The 15,511-nt window shown below is 49.8% G+C and carries 15 protein-coding genes; 8 read left to right on the top strand and 7 right to left on the bottom strand.

Features of this window, described 5'->3' with window-relative positions; all coding sequences use genetic code 11:
• Nucleotides 1–24: 24 nt before the first annotated feature.
• The 4 genes from LG198_RS13725 to LG198_RS13740 form a co-directional block, all read right to left on the bottom strand.
• On the bottom strand, nucleotides 25–2,082 hold the full coding sequence (locus LG198_RS13725) for an ATP-binding protein (RefSeq protein WP_230343742.1): 2,058 nt from the start codon (nucleotides 2,080–2,082) through the stop codon (nucleotides 25–27).
• A 15-nt stretch (nucleotides 2,083–2,097) separates the two neighbouring features.
• Nucleotides 2,098–3,300, bottom strand: a complete 1,203-nt coding sequence (locus tag LG198_RS13730; protein ID WP_230343743.1) for a restriction endonuclease subunit S — start codon at nucleotides 3,298–3,300, stop codon at nucleotides 2,098–2,100.
• Nucleotides 3,301–3,397: 97 nt separating this feature from the next.
• Nucleotides 3,398–4,153, bottom strand: coding sequence for a DUF3800 domain-containing protein (locus tag LG198_RS13735; RefSeq protein WP_230343744.1), 756 nt, complete (start codon nucleotides 4,151–4,153; stop codon nucleotides 3,398–3,400).
• Entirely contained in the window at nucleotides 4,150–5,685 is a 1,536-nt protein-coding gene (locus tag LG198_RS13740) for a type I restriction-modification system subunit M (RefSeq protein WP_230343745.1), read from the bottom strand. The genes LG198_RS13735 and LG198_RS13740 overlap by 4 nt, the downstream gene beginning before the upstream one ends.
• 197 nt (nucleotides 5,686–5,882) lie before the next feature.
• On the opposite strand from LG198_RS13740, the gene LG198_RS13745 reads away from it, so the two are divergent.
• From LG198_RS13745 to ispF, 3 genes are read left to right on the top strand one after another with little or no spacing between them, the layout of a single operon-like run.
• The gene (locus LG198_RS13745; RefSeq protein WP_230343746.1) at nucleotides 5,883–6,263 is read left to right on the top strand and encodes a YbaN family protein; all 381 of its coding nucleotides are present in this window, start codon (nucleotides 5,883–5,885) and stop codon (nucleotides 6,261–6,263) included.
• Between the two features lie 42 nt (nucleotides 6,264–6,305).
• Complete coding sequence (ispD, locus tag LG198_RS13750) at nucleotides 6,306–7,010, top strand: 2-C-methyl-D-erythritol 4-phosphate cytidylyltransferase (RefSeq protein WP_230343747.1); 705 nt, start codon at nucleotides 6,306–6,308, stop codon at nucleotides 7,008–7,010.
• Entirely contained in the window at nucleotides 7,007–7,489 is a 483-nt protein-coding gene (gene ispF / locus LG198_RS13755; protein ID WP_230343748.1) for a 2-C-methyl-D-erythritol 2,4-cyclodiphosphate synthase, read from the top strand. The genes ispD and ispF overlap by 4 nt, the downstream gene beginning before the upstream one ends.
• Before the next feature lie 69 nt (nucleotides 7,490–7,558).
• Here ispF and LG198_RS13760 read toward each other — a convergent pair whose 3' ends face one another.
• Genes LG198_RS13760 through LG198_RS13770 form a run of 3 tightly spaced genes read right to left on the bottom strand, consistent with a single transcriptional unit; the run spans nucleotide 7,559 to nucleotide 9,617 of the window.
• Nucleotides 7,559–8,098, bottom strand: coding sequence for a Smr/MutS family protein (locus tag LG198_RS13760; RefSeq protein WP_230343749.1), 540 nt, complete (start codon nucleotides 8,096–8,098; stop codon nucleotides 7,559–7,561).
• 54 nt (nucleotides 8,099–8,152) lie between these two features.
• Nucleotides 8,153–9,103 (bottom strand): thioredoxin-disulfide reductase, encoded by a 951-nt coding sequence (gene trxB / locus LG198_RS13765; protein WP_230343750.1) that lies wholly within the window; start codon nucleotides 9,101–9,103, stop codon nucleotides 8,153–8,155.
• Nucleotides 9,104–9,146: 43 nt separating this feature from the next.
• On the bottom strand, nucleotides 9,147–9,617 hold the full coding sequence (locus LG198_RS13770; protein WP_230343751.1) for a Dps family protein: 471 nt from the start codon (nucleotides 9,615–9,617) through the stop codon (nucleotides 9,147–9,149).
• Between the two features lie 300 nt (nucleotides 9,618–9,917).
• Here LG198_RS13770 and LG198_RS13775 point away from each other — a divergent pair, with 300 nt between their 5' ends.
• The 5 genes from LG198_RS13775 to LG198_RS13795 all read left to right on the top strand — a co-directional run bounded on the left by LG198_RS13775 (nucleotide 9,918) and on the right by LG198_RS13795 (nucleotide 15,499).
• Nucleotides 9,918–10,160: a hypothetical protein gene (locus tag LG198_RS13775; RefSeq protein WP_230343752.1), complete on the top strand. Its 243-nt coding sequence runs from the start codon at nucleotides 9,918–9,920 to the stop codon at nucleotides 10,158–10,160.
• A gap of 38 nt (nucleotides 10,161–10,198) precedes the next feature.
• Nucleotides 10,199–10,924 (top strand): YCF48-related protein, encoded by a 726-nt coding sequence (locus tag LG198_RS13780; protein ID WP_230343753.1) that lies wholly within the window; start codon nucleotides 10,199–10,201, stop codon nucleotides 10,922–10,924.
• Between the two features lie 239 nt (nucleotides 10,925–11,163).
• Nucleotides 11,164–13,461: a DNA translocase FtsK gene (locus LG198_RS13785; RefSeq protein ID WP_230343754.1), complete on the top strand. Its 2,298-nt coding sequence runs from the start codon at nucleotides 11,164–11,166 to the stop codon at nucleotides 13,459–13,461.
• A gap of 18 nt (nucleotides 13,462–13,479) precedes the next feature.
• Nucleotides 13,480–14,088: an outer membrane lipoprotein chaperone LolA gene (gene lolA, locus LG198_RS13790; RefSeq protein WP_230343755.1), complete on the top strand. Its 609-nt coding sequence runs from the start codon at nucleotides 13,480–13,482 to the stop codon at nucleotides 14,086–14,088.
• Between the two features lie 73 nt (nucleotides 14,089–14,161).
• On the top strand, nucleotides 14,162–15,499 hold the full coding sequence (locus tag LG198_RS13795; protein WP_230343756.1) for a surface lipoprotein assembly modifier: 1,338 nt from the start codon (nucleotides 14,162–14,164) through the stop codon (nucleotides 15,497–15,499).
• The last annotated feature ends 12 nt before the right edge of the window (nucleotides 15,500–15,511 follow it).

Here is a 15,511-nt window from a genome sequence, read left to right on the forward strand (position 1 = left end):
GCTCATTAGTTTTGCCAGTACGAGTTACCGCTTTAAGTCCACAATCATTGGCAAGTTCGATTTAACCGCTTTCCCAGTAACGACAGCATGAAATTGTTTAAGTCTCGGTAAAGTCTGTACTAACTCTTTACCTATATGATTTCCAACAAATGTAAAACTCGTATCATCGAACGCTTTAAAACAAATTACTGTATTACATTGAGTTAGTATGGTCTTAGAAACATTTGCAGTTCTTTGCGCAATAATCATAAACCCAACACCATATTTTCTGCCTTGAAGTGCTACCTGACTTATGCTATTAACTAAACTTTGAGATGTTTTGTCAAAACTGCCTGCAAAGTTCCACTCTGGTATTACAGTATGAGCCTCCTCAATCACAATGCAAATTCTCGCTGGATTACCAGCTAAAAGACGCTCTTTTGCTACTTCGAAAACCACTTTAAAGAAATATTTAGTGTAATCAAGAATTCCTGTGGTGTTGCTTACATCTGGTAACTCAAAAACTTTAACCATAGATTGTGCATCATCTAAAAATGCATCTACTTCAGTTTTGATTAATGTTTTAATCTGAGCCTGTCGAGTTGCTATTTGGGGCTTGTCTTGTTGATTAGAAAATTTATCTAGATCATTATTTATCCAATCAATGTGATTAGCGATTTGAGTTGCGATTACAGAATTTATGATAGGTAATGGTGATGGATTTAATGTTGTGACAAATTCGTTATTAAAATCAACACAAATTACTTTAGTATCCGTTTGAAGTTGACCTATTATTTCTCTCGCCAAAAATGACTTCCCTGAGCCTGTAACTCCAAGCAAAGCCATGTGGTGACTGACAGCATCATGTAAATTGATAACTGATGGTAAATTTGTGCCGGGGATGACTCCCAGTTTATATTCAGGATAAGCGTATTGATTAACTGCAAAGTTCGTTTTTGCTAAAAATATTGGCGTGTTTATATTTGGCACCCAACCATATTTCTTAAAACTCAAATCATTGTTCTGCCATTCACCAAGTTGTATAGCCTCTCCACAAGTGAAGCCACTTTCATTTTTAGATTCTAGATGCTCAATTGCTGTAATGCCTTCTACTACTTGATAGTAAATGGTTTTACTGCCAACCATTACTTCCAACAATTGACCTTCTTCTAAGTCTTCATCTTTTTTGGAATACTCAAATTTAATATTCCCTATATTAGAACCGTCAGTGACGATACCTACAAATTTATCAATAGCTAAGTCTGTGTGTTGATTCACTAAATTGCTGATCTTGTAAATAATGTTTGGATTTAACGATGAGTTTTGTTGAATATCATTCTTAAGCTTAAGTACTTTTATCCATTTTTCATTATTAAGGAAATGCGTATCAAAAACGAAACCAACAGAAACCGTGTTATCATCTTGAGTTGAGTATTTAAATTCAACAACATCAAATTTATTAACATCAGTTTTATCTTTAAAGACTTTCGCTAATAAAAGCTGTTTAGATTGAATGCTAAAGACTTCGCCAATAGCATTATTAGATAGCCTTTTACTTTTCAAGCTAAACGTATTCGTTAATGCTTTTGGGTTTATTAGCAAAATTCCACACCAAAAGAAAAATAACGTTATCGTGTAGTTGTTCTGGATTGAGTAGTAGCTTAGTAAAGATGCAATAAATACCAAAGAATATAAAACCCTCCCTTGACCAAATAATACCACGCTATTTTTCAGCAAAATTGAAATGCGATTTTGTATATGATTTTCACTCTTGGTTTCATTGTTTAATACTAATGCAACAAGGGCTACAATTAGTAAGGTCAGAACAACACCAAATGAAACCCACCATAGTTTTAGATCAATAAATACGTCTTTGATTGCTATAAGCGTCAAAGCTAATGGAATGGTGTTTGTTATTACATTTTTTGGAGAAGAATAGTATGGGTCAATGAATAGTATTGAAAATACCATCATAAATAACCCAGAGTAAAACCAAAGATTTTTGGTATCAGGGCTTGGCAATAATGATTTAGTGAAATAGTAATTTAATGTCATAAGAATGAAGAAAAACAAACCAAAAACGACAAATCTATTCTTTAACATCAGTATATTCCTCGATTAAATTACTCTTACTTCACCGCTCATCAGCTTGGGGAGAAAGTTGTCGCGGAATTTTTCTAGGGTTAGGGTTTGATGATAGTTAATTACCATCTTCTCAAGCTGGCTTTTGATAATCATAGAAAAATTATCTAATTTATCTTTAGATGGGATTTTAATTTTCAGAGATAGAAGATGAGGTACTTTTATACTAGGTTGTACTGAGCCAATATCTAATTCTTTTATTTCATCTCTAATGTTTTTCAGTGCCTCAAAAAGATAAATTGGACAAATATTTACTGCGCTAAGCGCAATGACATTTTGTGCAATGCTACCTCTTTCAACAAGAAACATTGAAATTTCCCCGATACTGCCAACAGTTGAAAGTAAGCTGTCATATTTCTTTGGGTGGCCTCTAAACCAAGTTTTAAAAGTTTGTTCATCAACAAACTTTCTGATCACCGAATAATCTACCAATCGATTGTTACCAGTTAGAGCATTCACTTCAATTAAAGGGTGAGCGCTAGGAATATCGGTGTAAGGTGGCGTTTTCCCTCGGTTATCAATTACTTTAACCAAATCACCAATTCGCTTTTCCTCCCAACTCTCCTGTACTTCTTCTACAAACCACTGCCTAAACAGGGTTTCGGCCATGCGTTCCATGGTAGCGTTTTGACGGTGGAGCAGGTCGATTTTGTCATCCAAACTGCTGAGGGCTGAGGAGATGGCTTTTTGTTCTTTTAATGATGGCATTTCAAAAACATGCTGTTTAACAACATCAGTTTGAACTCTTTGCCTTCCTGAACTACCTGTCATTGATGCAATTGCAACATCTCTGAAAATTGGTGAAATAGAAAAGTAATATAAAAATTGCTTATCAGTTACACCTAGTTTTTCACGCAAAACTATATATTCTGTTGAGCCAAAGGCAACTTCATTTTCATCAAGTAAATCTATGTATGCAGTTTTTCCATTTTCTAAACAAGGCGTGATACGAGCAATAATCGTGTCGCCATTTTTGAATTTCATTCCACCGTTATAGGGTTCGACTTCAAAAGTAGAAGGTCTTTTTGTAAATGGTTGCAAGGCGTCCATAGCAATTTTTTTAGCTACAGTACCCTTTGGTAATGATTCCGTTGGGTTTATTTGAGCAACTGAATCTAATGAAACTTCTTGCCACTCACTCACAGCTTCACCTTCGCAAAGTCCTTGATTATTTTTCATGCTTGTTTATTTACAACCAATTGTTTGTTATAGTAACTATATGGATTGGGAATGCCCGGTCGGCGGACGTTTTCTGGGAAACTGGAAGCGTCCGTTTTCATTTGGGGTGTACCTTGAGTCCATTGATATTGCCTGATGTATAGATATGTGGCCTCACAATATCGAATGCCTGATTGGCTATGTCTGGCTTGAGTAGGTGGCGAGCCGTGGGGTGTGCGCATAGATCGGCCACCTGGATACCGCTGATGTTATCTTGTTTGCGCCGGAAGCTAATCGGGCAGATGAGTTTCTGAAAGCGTTCCGCGCTGTTGTAATAGGTGCCTTGAGTCATCAGTTTGTGAAAGCTGGCTCTGAGGGCGTCATCTTCTTGTTGGCCTCGTGCTTCAGCAATGACGGGTAGCTGATTTTCCTGTTGAGCTTCCATAAAATGCAGTATCCGCTCAAAACTATACTCAAGTGCTACATCGTAAGGGTTTCTTGCTTCTCTGCCATAACGTGCTGCGTAGGCATTTTTATGGATGGTGGTAATAAATAGGGTAAAGGGTAGCGCAGCCATTAGCTTGCTCAGCTCTGCAAGGAAACTCTGACGCACACTGGCGTTTTGCAGAATGCTGAAAGGGCCTTCTGCCTTGCGAATTTCACGGCTATGCAGGTTGATGCCTTCATGTGCGAAGTAGCGAAGTTTGAATTCTGCCAATGAAGGAATGACCTGCCGGGCATAGGTGTCTCTTTCGACAATCACTGTGCATAGTAGAAATAGCGGGAAGTCCTTATCAATTTTTGTCAGTGAGTGGTCTCCGCACTCATCAAAAAATGTAATAAAGCGTGACTGTGAGAGGCAAGTATCAATCATAGTTTTATTCTCGCTAAACTCTCCAGAATCGCTTTATTCAGTTTTTCTTCCTCAATCAACTGCGCTTCAAACTCTGCTTTCAGGGCGTTAAAGCGCTCAGCAAAGTTAAAGTCATCTTCATCATCCGGCAGGCCGACATAGCGGCCTGGAGTAAGTACGTAATCGAGTTCTTTCACCCGCTCTAAAGATACCGATGCGCAGAAGCCTGCAATATCTTCGTAGTTGCCTTCGCCAGTGCGCCAGGCATGATAGGTTTCAGTTACTTTGTTAATGTCTTCCGCACTCAGTTGTTTAGTGCGGCGGTTGATCAGGTGGCCGAGGTTGCGTGCATCAATAAACAGGATTTCATTTTTGCGCAAATTGTCCTTGTTACGTCCACGGTTCATAAACCATAAAGCGGCGGGGATTTGCGTATTGAGGAACAGCTTGGCGGGCAGGTTGACGATGCAATCAATGACGTTGCCTTGTTCAATCAGTGCTTTGCGGATCTCGCCTTCACCACTGGTTTTGCTGGTGAGCGCGCCTTTAGCCAGCACCACGCCGGCCCTGCCATTGGGCGCCAGGTGATAAACAAAGTGTTGCAACCACGCAAAGTTGGCATTGCCCGCGGGCGGCACGCCGTATTGCCAGCGGCCATCATTACGCAGCAGTTCACCACTCCAATCACTCACGTTGAATGGCGGGTTGGCGATGATGTAATCGGCTTTGAGGTCTTTATGGGCGTCATTCAAAAACGAGCCTTCGTTGTTCCATTTGACCTGGCTGGCTTCAATACCGCGAATCGCCAGGTTCATCTTGGCCAGCCGCCAGGTGGTCTGGTTGCTCTCCTGCCCGTAGATAGAAATGTCATCAATTCTGCCCTGGTGATCTTTTACAAACTTCTCAGACTGCACAAACATGCCGCCTGAGCCGCAGCAGGGGTCAAACACGCGGCCTTGGTAGGGTTCCAGCATTTCTACCAGCAACTCAACCACAGAGCGCGGCGTATAGAACTGCCCGCCTTGCTTGCCTTCAGCCAGCGCAAATTCACCTAAAAAGTATTCGAACACATGGCCCAATACATCGGCGCTGCGGGCCTTGGCTTCGCCAAGGGCGATGTTGCTGATGAGGTCTATAAGCTGGCCCAGGCTGTTGGGGTCGAGATTGTCGCGGGCAAAGACTTTGGGTAGTACGCCCTTGAGCGAGGTATTTTCACGCTCGATGGCATCCATGGCGTCATCCACGGTTTTGCCGATGGTGGGTTGCTTGGCGTGGCTGCTCAGGAAGCTCCAGCGGGCCGATGGCGGCACAAAGAAGATATTTTCGGCAGCGTATTCGTCCTTGTCTTCCGGGTCGGCGCCTGCAAATTCGCCTTCGCCCGCCAGCAGTTTGGCGTGGTGTTCTTCAAACGCATCGGAAATATACTTGAGGAAGATCAGGCCGAGCACGACATGTTTGTATTCTGCGGCATCAATGTTTTTGCGCAGCTTGTCGGCGGCTTTCCACAGGGTTTTTTCAAGAGGTTCTTGCTTGGTTTGTTTTTGTTTTGCCATTGGTCGTCATGCACTTGTAACTTAAAGTTACAAAGGATTATAAGAGATTACGGATGCCTGGGAAGGATATTGCTGAGTTTCAGGAGCTAACGTGATGATCAGCTTTGATTAGGCATGTTGAAATTGGGCAGTGATGGGCTGGGCGACACAGATGCAGCCGTGCTATCTTCACAGGTGTTATTGATGTCAGGTGAATTATGCTCAGGCAAACCCAGATTCTTTTATGGCGCTTGTTGGCGGTGATTGCGCTTATTTTGGGCGTGATAGGCGCTTTTCTGCCCATCATGCCCACTGTGCCTTTTGTACTGCTGGCAGCATGGGCGGGCGGACATGGCTGGCCGCAGCTGGAACATTACCTGCTCAACCATCCCAAATATGGCCATCATATTCGTGATTGGCGCGAGCGTGGCGCGGTTTCGCGCAAGGCCAAATATCTTGCGGTATTCATGATGTCGTGCAGCGCGACCGGGCTCTGGTTTTCCCCTGCGCCGCTCTGGGCCAAGTGGGGAGTGACCATTACCATGGCGACGGTGGCAATCTGGCTGTTGTTGCGCCCGGAACCTGTGCACTGCCAGTAAGGTGGTGCAGCGCCAGTGCCTGCCCGTGCTAGAATCCCGCCCATGTCGAAATTCCATGTCCTGATCCCAGCCGCGGGCACTGGCAGCCGCATGGGGTCTGAATTGCCCAAGCAATATCTGCCATTACTCGGCAAGCCGCTGGTCCACCATGCCTTATCCCTGTTTGCTGCTGCGTCACGCATCAGTGCCGTGCATGTGGTGATCAGCCCGGATGATGACTTGTGGGCGCAATATAGCGTTGATTTCGGCGCAAAGGTTTTTGTGCATTGGCTGGGCGGCGCAACAAGAGCGGCTACGGTGCTCAACGGCCTGGAAGCAATTGCGGGCCAGGTGGAGCCCGATGACTGGATATTGGTACACGATGCGGCGCGTCCAGGTTTGAGCCATGCCATGCTGGAGCGTTTGCTGGATGCTTTGCAGGATGACGCCGTTGGCGGCTTGCTAGCTATCCCGCTTGCCGACACGCTCAAGCGGGCCGATGCTGCGCAACGTGTAGCCAGCACGGAGCCACGCGATGGCCTGTGGCAGGCACAGACGCCGCAGATGTTCCGTTATCAATTGCTCAAGCAAGCGTTGCAGCAGTCCGGTGGCGCGCCGACCGATGAAGCGCAGGCGGTCGAGGCGCTCGGGTTTAGTCCCAAACTGGTGCCGGGCGAACTCAGGAACCTTAAAATTACTTATCCGCAGGATTTGCAGCTTGCACAAGCCATCCTGCTTGCAGACGCCAGGGAGCAGAAAATACCATGATCAGAGTAGGAAACGGGTTTGACGTACATCAGTTGGTGGAAGGCCGGCCCTGTATTATTGGCGGGGTGGATATTCCGTTTGACAAGGGGCTAAAGGGCCATTCGGATGCCGACGTATTGCTGCATGCGGTGAGCGATGCCTTGCTGGGCGCGGCTGCGCTTGGTGATATCGGCAAGCATTTTCCTGATACCGATGAGCGCTTCAAGGGGGCGGATTCCCGTGTGCTATTGCGCCATGTGGTCGACCTGCTCAAGGCCAGGCATTACAGCATTGTGAATATTGACGCGACCATCATGGCTGAAGCACCGAAGATGGCACCGCATATCAGTGGGATGTGCAGGAACATTGCCGATGATTGCGGTATTCCTTTCGACTCTGTCAACGTTAAGGCGACAACGACAGAGAAGCTCGGCTTTACCGGCCGGGGTGAGGGAATTGCGGCTCAGGCAGTTTGCCTAATCCAGAAGTACCAGATTTAAAGCATAAAGCGTCGTTCATAAAAAGGCCCGGTTGAATCCGGGCTTTTTTGTATCTGTGACTAGCTGGGATCATGCCTTGAGCAGCACGATGACTGCGCCGCTGCCACCGTCCTGTGGGCGTGCCTGGGCGTAGGCGATGACTTCATCTTTCTGCATGAGCCAGTTGCGCAGCTTGTGCTTGAGCACAGGCTCGCGGTTGCGTGAGCTCAGGCCTTTTCCATGGATGATGCGCACGCAGCGGATGCCGCGTTTCTTGCAACTGGCAAGAAATTCGGCGACATAAACCCTGGCTTCATCGCTGACCATGCCATGCAGGTCAATGACGGCTTGCACCACCCAGTGGCCGCGCCGCAGCTTGCTTAGGATGTCGGGGGAGTGCCCATCTCGCAGATATAGCAGCTCTTCGCCGCTTTCCAGTTCATGGGCAGGGATGTAACCGTCGCTCAGCGAGTCGACCAAGGCCTGGCGTTCATCGCGCAGGAATTGCCGGGGAATGGGTTTGGGAGTAGGGGGCTTGTGGTGCAGGCGGGACGACTTGAGCGGGCGGACATCCTTCACTGCATCAAGGAACAGCCTGCTTTCATCATCCTTGTCGTCTTGATCTGCCATATGCTTGTACTGCCAGCGGAAGTGAGCCCGCAGGGAGGCCCTGCGGGATGTTGCTTACGACAGCTTATCCAGGTAACGCTCAGCGTCCAGCGCGGCCATGCAGCCGGTGCCGGCGCTGGTCACTGCCTGGCGGTAAATATGGTCCTGCACATCACCGGCGGCAAACACGCCTGGCACGCTGGTGGCGGTGAAGTTGCCTTCACGTCCGGCCTTGGTGATGATGTAGCCGCCTTCCATGTCCAACTGGCCTTCAAAAATGTCAGTGTTGGGCTTGTGGCCGATGGCAATGAACACACCCTTCAGTGTAATTTCCTTGGTCGCGCCATTGTCGATTTCCTTGAGGCGAACGCCGGTAACACCGGAATCATCGCCCAATACCTCATCCAGCGTATGGAAGGTTTCCAGCACGATGCGGCCTTCCTTAACGCGCTCCATAAGCTTGTCTACCAAGATGGCTTCGGCCTTGAACTTGTCACGGCGATGCACCAGGGTGACCTTGCTGGCAATATTGGCCAGGTAAAGCGCCTCTTCGACGGCTGTATTGCCGCCGCCGATCACGGCAACTTCCTGGTTGCGATAGAAAAAGCCATCGCAGGTGGCACAGGCAGAAACGCCCTTGCCGGCAAAAGCTTCTTCAGACGGTAGGCCCAGGTACTTGGCCGAAGCGCCGGTGGCAATAATCAAGGCATCACAGGTGTACTCACCGGCATCGCCGATCAAGCGGATGGGCTTTTCGGCAAGCTTGGTGGTATGGATGTGATCGAAGATGATTTCCGTGTTGAAGCGTTCGGCATGCTTCTGAAAGCGCGCCATCAGCTCCGGGCCTTGAACGCCATCGGCATCCGCAGGCCAGTTGTCCACCTCGGTGGTGGTCATGAGCTGTCCACCCTGGGCAATGCCGGTAATCAGCACGGGCTTGAGGTTGGCGCGCGCTGCATAGACAGCGGCAGAATAACCTGCCGGGCCGGAACCCAGAATCAGCAGGCGGGCATGTTTTGTTGCCATACGGTGAGTACTCCTAGATGCAATGTTTCAAAAGTTCAGAATGTTAGGGTTTTTCCAGCAAGCTGCGCAACATCCATGCGGTTTTTTCATGGATTTGCAGGCGCTGGGTCAACAGGTCGGCAGTCGCCTCGTCTGCGGCTTTTTCCGCCGTTGGGAAGACAGAGCGCGCAGTGCGCACTACGGCTTCGTGGCCTGCCACCAGTGCCTTAATCATATCCGCTGCATGCGGCACGCCATCGGTTTCCTCAATGGAGGTCAACCTGCTGAACTCCTTGTAGGTGCCCGGGGCTGGAAAGTCCAGGGAGCGGATGCGCTCGGCAATCTGGTCAACCGCTGTCCACAGTTCGTTGTATTGTTCCTCGAACATCAGGTGCAATGTGCGGAATTGGGGGCCGGTGACGTTCCAATGGAAGTAATGGGTTTTGAGGTATAGCGTATAAGTATCTGCAAGGAAACGGGAAAGTCCTTCAGCAATTTTCTTGCGGTCTTTTTCACTGATGCCAATATCTACCATTTTGTTCTCCTTTATTGAGGTGAAATGCAACTTGAACACATCCATGCCGAATATCTTACGGCTGTGCTTCACAGCCGAGCCTTGTAGCAGACAATCATTGCAATTCTTAGTTTCGCTAGTTTAGGCGCCGCTAGAGGGGAGTGCAAATTGATTGTGTTTATATGAATGATAGGCTGGCTTAATCAGTTGTCGGAAGAGTCAATAAAACTGACGCAAGATCATCCAGTTTCCTGAATATGGAAAGTAGGAACTATCTGACAAGAGCACTATCTATTAAATGACTGGAACAAAATTCCAGCCATGTTGATTAATCTCCCAAAAGGAAAAGGAATTTTTGCTATGTTAGTACTGGACGTTCATCCCTCGTCAGCAGATGTTGGCGCTATTCAGCCTCCTGCTCGTTTCATCCCACGGCTCAATCATTCGCAATATGTGCCCGCAGAAAATGTAGCGGAAAGAGAAGCTGCATTTGACCGTGTCAGCCGTGCCGGCAATGCCCGTGCGCTGGTACAGAACATTGATGCGTTTTGTGATTGTGTCTGATCTTGATTTTCCAGGGTGAACCGCAATAGGTGAGCTCTATGGAATTGACGCTAAGTAAATGCTTCAGATCGCCTTATAAAGCAACAGTGGCTTTCATAGCGTTGACCGTAGCATGCCTTATAGCCGCAAGCGCTAACGGCGAGCAAGCGTGGGCGTTACGGGAGAGCGGTACATCAAGCGAACTTCACTCAGTAAGTTTTACACCAAACGGTCAGCAAGGTTGGGCTGTGGGTTTTGGTGGCACTATTCTCGCCACCACCAATGGTGGGCAAACATGGGTGCCACAGGCGAGCGGCACATCTAATGAACTTCATAGTGTTAGCTTTACACCTGATGGTCAAAACGGTTTTGCCGTGGGCTTTGGCGGTACGATTCTCGCTGCTACAAATGGTGGGCAAACGTGGGTAAAGCAGGAGAGTGCTACGCCTAACGAACTTTACGCTGTCAGCATTGCCTCCGGTGGACGTTATGGCTGGATAGTAGGATTTGACGGTACTATTCTTTCCACCACCAATGGTGGGAAAATATGGGCGCCACAGGTGAGCGGCACATCTAATGAACTTCGCTCTGTAAGCTTCACGTCGGATGGTCAGATTGGGTGGGCGGTGGGATTTGGTGGAGCGATTCTTAGCACTACCAACGGCGGGAAAACTTGGTTGAAACAGGAGAGTGGTACATCGAGTGAACTTCATTCGGTCAGCATCACGCAGAATGGCCGGTATGGCTGGGCGGTAGGGTTTGGCGGCACGATCATTAATAATTAACTCAGAAAACACCCTTTTGTCGCAAGGGAAGAAAACTAAAGATGTCAGCCTTGTGTTTCGCGCATGATCATGTTTTAGCCCCAGGCGGGGCAAATACCCCACCTCGTAAAGTCTGGATTTAAATTGCAGATGACAAGTTTTATCCTGTACTCGGCACCGCCGTTGAGCGCCAGACCGAAACCGGGTTGATGCTGATATAATCAGGACAGTTTAACTTTAGTGCCGGGTACCGAATCATCTTGTTTTTCCAGAAAAAAAGCACGCCGCTCAATAGCCGCCGTCAAGCAGAGCCTGCAGCCACTCCTGGTATCGTCAAGGAGGCCTGGTGGCTTGGCCTGGTGGTGGTTGGCCTTTACCTTGCCCTGATCCTTTTCACCTATCGCAGTGACGATCCATCGTGGTCGCACAGCGCAAGCGATAGCGACATTACATACAATGCCGGCGGTGCATTGGGTGCCTGGCTTTCCGATATCCTGCTCTACTTGTTCGGTTTTTCTGCCTGGTTGTGGGTGGTGCTCGCGTTTTATGCCATGTGGCTGGTTTATCTGCGGCTGGAGGCGGTGGATGCCGAGCAGAAGCCTATGATCTGGCTTAACCTGAGTGGCTTTGCCATGTTGCTGCTGTCTTCCGCGGCACTGGAAGCCGGGCATTTCCATGCGGTATCGGTAGAGTTGCCGCTGGCGGCTGGCGGCATGCTGGGTGCATTAATCGATAGCGGCTTGCAAGCCATGCTGGGTTTCGCGGGTTCGACCCTGGTGCTTTTGTTGGCGCTTGCAGTGGGTTTCAGCCTGTTTACCGGCTGGTCCTGGATTGCGATTGCCGAAAAACTCGGTGCCGGGTTGGAGTTCAGTTACCACTACATCATTGAGCGCTGGCAGGATTACCAAGACCGCAAGGTGGGCAAGGCCGCCGAGCAGAAGCGTAATGAGTTTGTGGACAGCGAGCGCAAGCGCACCGAGGACAGGCAGCCGGTGCAGATCGAAGTGCCACCCACTTTCGAGATCGAGAAAAGCGAGCGGGTGCAGAAGGAAAAGCAGACGCCTTTGTTCGAAACCCTGCCTGATTCGCCCTTGCCGCCTTTGCACTTGTTGGATGAACCTACTGGCGTGGTGGAGGTGCAATCTGCCGAGACGCTTGAATTCACTTCGCGCCTGATCGAGCGCAAGCTCATGGATTTCGGCATCGAGGTCAAGGTGGTTACAGCCTTGCCTGGGCCGGTGATTACCCGTTATGAAATCGAGCCTGCTGCTGGCGTAAAAGGCAGCCAGGTGGCCAATCTTTCTAAGGATTTGGCGCGCGCGCTGTCCGTAGTGAGTGTGCGCGTGGTAGAGACTATTCCAGGCAAAGTCTATATGGGCCTGGAAATTCCCAACCCCAAGCGCCAGATTGTGTATCTTTCGGAAATTCTGGGTTCCCAGATTTATGCCGATGTGACGTCGCCATTGGCGATTGCCATGGGCAAGGATATTTCCGGCAAGCCGGTAGTGGCTGATCTTGCCAAAATGCCCCACGTGTTGGTTGCGGGTACTACAGGTTCAGGTAAGTCGGTGGCGATCAACGCTATGATCTTGAGCCTGGTGTACAAGGCCGAGCCAAGCAAGGTGCGCTTGATCCTGATTGACCCCAAGATGCTGGAACTGTCGGTTTATGACGCGATTCCACATCTCCTGGCTCCCGTGATCACTGATATGCGCCAAGCGGGCAATGCACTCAACTGGAGCGTGGCGGAGATGGAGCGCCGCTACAAGCTCATGTCTATGCTGGGCGTACGCAACCTGGCGGGTTACAACCAGAAGATTCGCGATGCAGAAAAAGAGGGCACCTCCATTCCTCATCCTTTCAGCCTGACCCCGGATGAGCCCGAGCCATTGGAAGAATTGCCATTGATCGTGGTGGTGATTGACGAGCTGGCTGACCTCATGATGGTGGTGGGGAAGAAGGTGGAAGAACCAATTGCGCGTCTGGCGCAAAAGGCGCGTGCCTGCGGCATTCACCTCGTAGTGGCGACCCAGCGTCCTTCCGTGGATGTGATCACCGGCCTGATCAAGGCCAATATCCCGACCCGTGTCGCGTTCCAGGTATCGAGCAAGATCGATTCGCGCACCATTCTTGACCAGATGGGCGCAGAAGCTTTGCTCGGACAAGGCGACATGCTCTACCAGCCGCCCGGTACCAGCAACCCGCAGCGTGTACATGGCGCTTTTGTTTCCGACCAGGAAGTGCATCGGGTGGTTGAGCACCTCAAGCAATTGGGTGAGCCCAACTATATCGAGGGTATTCTCACCGGCGGCAGCGAAGAGGGCGGGGAAGCAGGCGAACTGGGCGAGAGTGGCGGAGAGGCTGACCCGCTCTATGACGAGGCGGTGGCTATCGTGCTCAAGTCGCGCCGTGCCTCGATTTCATCGGTACAACGCCAGTTGCGCATCGGCTATAACCGTGCTGCCCGCCTGATCGAGGAAATGGAGCGCGCCGGGCTTGTTTCCGCCATGCAGAGCAACGGTAACCGTGAAGTAATCGCCCCCAATCATCATGAATAAGCACGAAAGACAGGCAGCATGAAGTTTCTGGCAGCAGCATTATTGGTGACGCCTTTGCTTGCGCAGGCGGGCGGCGTGGAGTCCCTCAAGGCATTCTTCCAGTCCACCAGCGCCATGCGCGCGCATTTCCACCAGGAGGTGACTGATGCCCAGGGCAACAAGGTGCAGGAAGTGCAAGGCAATATGCAGTTGCAGCGTCCGGGCAAGTTCAGGTGGGATTACGACAAGCCTTATGTGCAGCAGATCGTGGGCGATGGCGAGAAAGTCTGGCTCTACGATCCCGAACTCAACCAGGTGACAGTGCGCATGATGAGCAAGGCGATTGGTTCCAGCCCGGCTTCATTGCTGGCAGGAGCGCAGGATGCGGAGCGCAATTTCACACTGACCACGGTTGCGCATAGCAATGACGGACTAGAGTGGGTACAGGCGGTGCCCAAGGCGGAAGAAAGTGGTTTCGACAAAGTGTTGCTGGGCTTCAAGGGTGATGTGCTGCAAAAAATGGAATTGCACGACAGCTTCGGGCATACCACCAGCATCCAATTCAGCAAGTTCGAGCGTAATCCCTCCTTGGCCAATAACAACTTCAAGTTTGTTGTCCCGGCCGGAGCGGATGTTGTTGGAGAGTAACCCTGTGTCAGTCCTTTGATTTACCTGATGGAATTCCATTGTGTTTGATCAATGCATGACAAATGGCAAGGCGATGCTTTACAAAGCCGCCATGCACGGTGTGGCGGGTGCCTTGTTGTTATTAAGCGGAAATGCCGTATGGGCAGAGGATGGAACCCTGTTGAGCCGGGCAGGCAGCCTGATTGCCGCACGCGACTATGCAGCAGCATATGCCTTGCTGGAACCTGTGGAGTCTGAAAACTCGGGCAACCCTGACTATGACATGCTGCTGGGCCTGGCTGCCATTGATAGCGGCCATGTCACGCGTGGCGTGTTTGCCCTGGAGCGCGTGCTGGCAGTGCAGCCGGACAATAGCCATGCCAGGGCGCAGATCGCTCGCGCCTATTTCCTGCTCGGTGAGCAGGAAGCTGCGCGTACAGAATTCAGGAACGTGCTCAACCAGCGGCCGCCAGAGGATATGACCAGGATTATCAATCGCTATATGAGTGCGATTGATAAGGCCCAGGGACTGGCAACGACATTCTCGGCTTATCTTGAAGGCACGGTGGGGCACGACTCCAATGTGAATAGCGCCACTGGGGTTTCTTCAGTGGCGGTTCCCTTGTTCGGCGGGCAGATCATTATTGATCTTGATCGCACTGCCCGTGAGACCAGCGATAATTACATGAACCTGGCTGGAGGTGTTTCGTTTCGTACGCCGCTGGCAAACCGCCTTACTTTGTTTGCAGGCATCAATGCTTCACAGCGCTTGAATAATCATGAGGACGAATTCGAGATTGGCATGCTTGATGCCAATGTTGGACTTAGCTATCGTAAAAACCGTGATACCTTCACCCTGGCGGCGCAAGGCACCCACCTTAGTCTGGACAACCGTACTTATCGCCGGGCACATGGTATCAATGCCCAATGGCAACGAGATATCAACAACAAAAACCAGCTCAATGCCTTTGCGCAGGTATCGCGCCTGGAATATCCGGATAACGAAATCCGGGATGCCGACCGTTATGTGGCGGGCGGTGGCTGGGCGCACGTGTTTAATGGCGATCTGACGCCGCTGCTGTTTGTCAGCGGCTACCTGGGCAAGGAAGAGACTCGGGATAGGCAGTGGGATTTTCTCAGCAATCGTCTCTACGGCATTCGTAGTGGCGGGCAGTTGACGCTGAAGCCAAAACTGGTAGCGTTTACTACCATGGGGTATGAGTACCGAACCCATGACGGGCAAGAGCCGCTGTTCTTGAAAGATCGTATTGACAGGCAATTGGACGTAAGCCTGGGCTTGCGCTACCTGCCCGGGTACAATTGGGTCATTAAACCGCAATTGACCTATATCAGGAATGAATCGAACATTGATCTCAATGATTTTGACCGCTACATGGTTTCGGTCAGTGTCCGCCGTGAGTTCAACTGGTAATTGAGGCTATAT

Source organism: Methylobacillus arboreus, from assembly GCF_020532725.1.
Taxonomy (GTDB): domain Bacteria; phylum Pseudomonadota; class Gammaproteobacteria; order Burkholderiales; family Methylophilaceae; genus Methylobacillus; species Methylobacillus arboreus.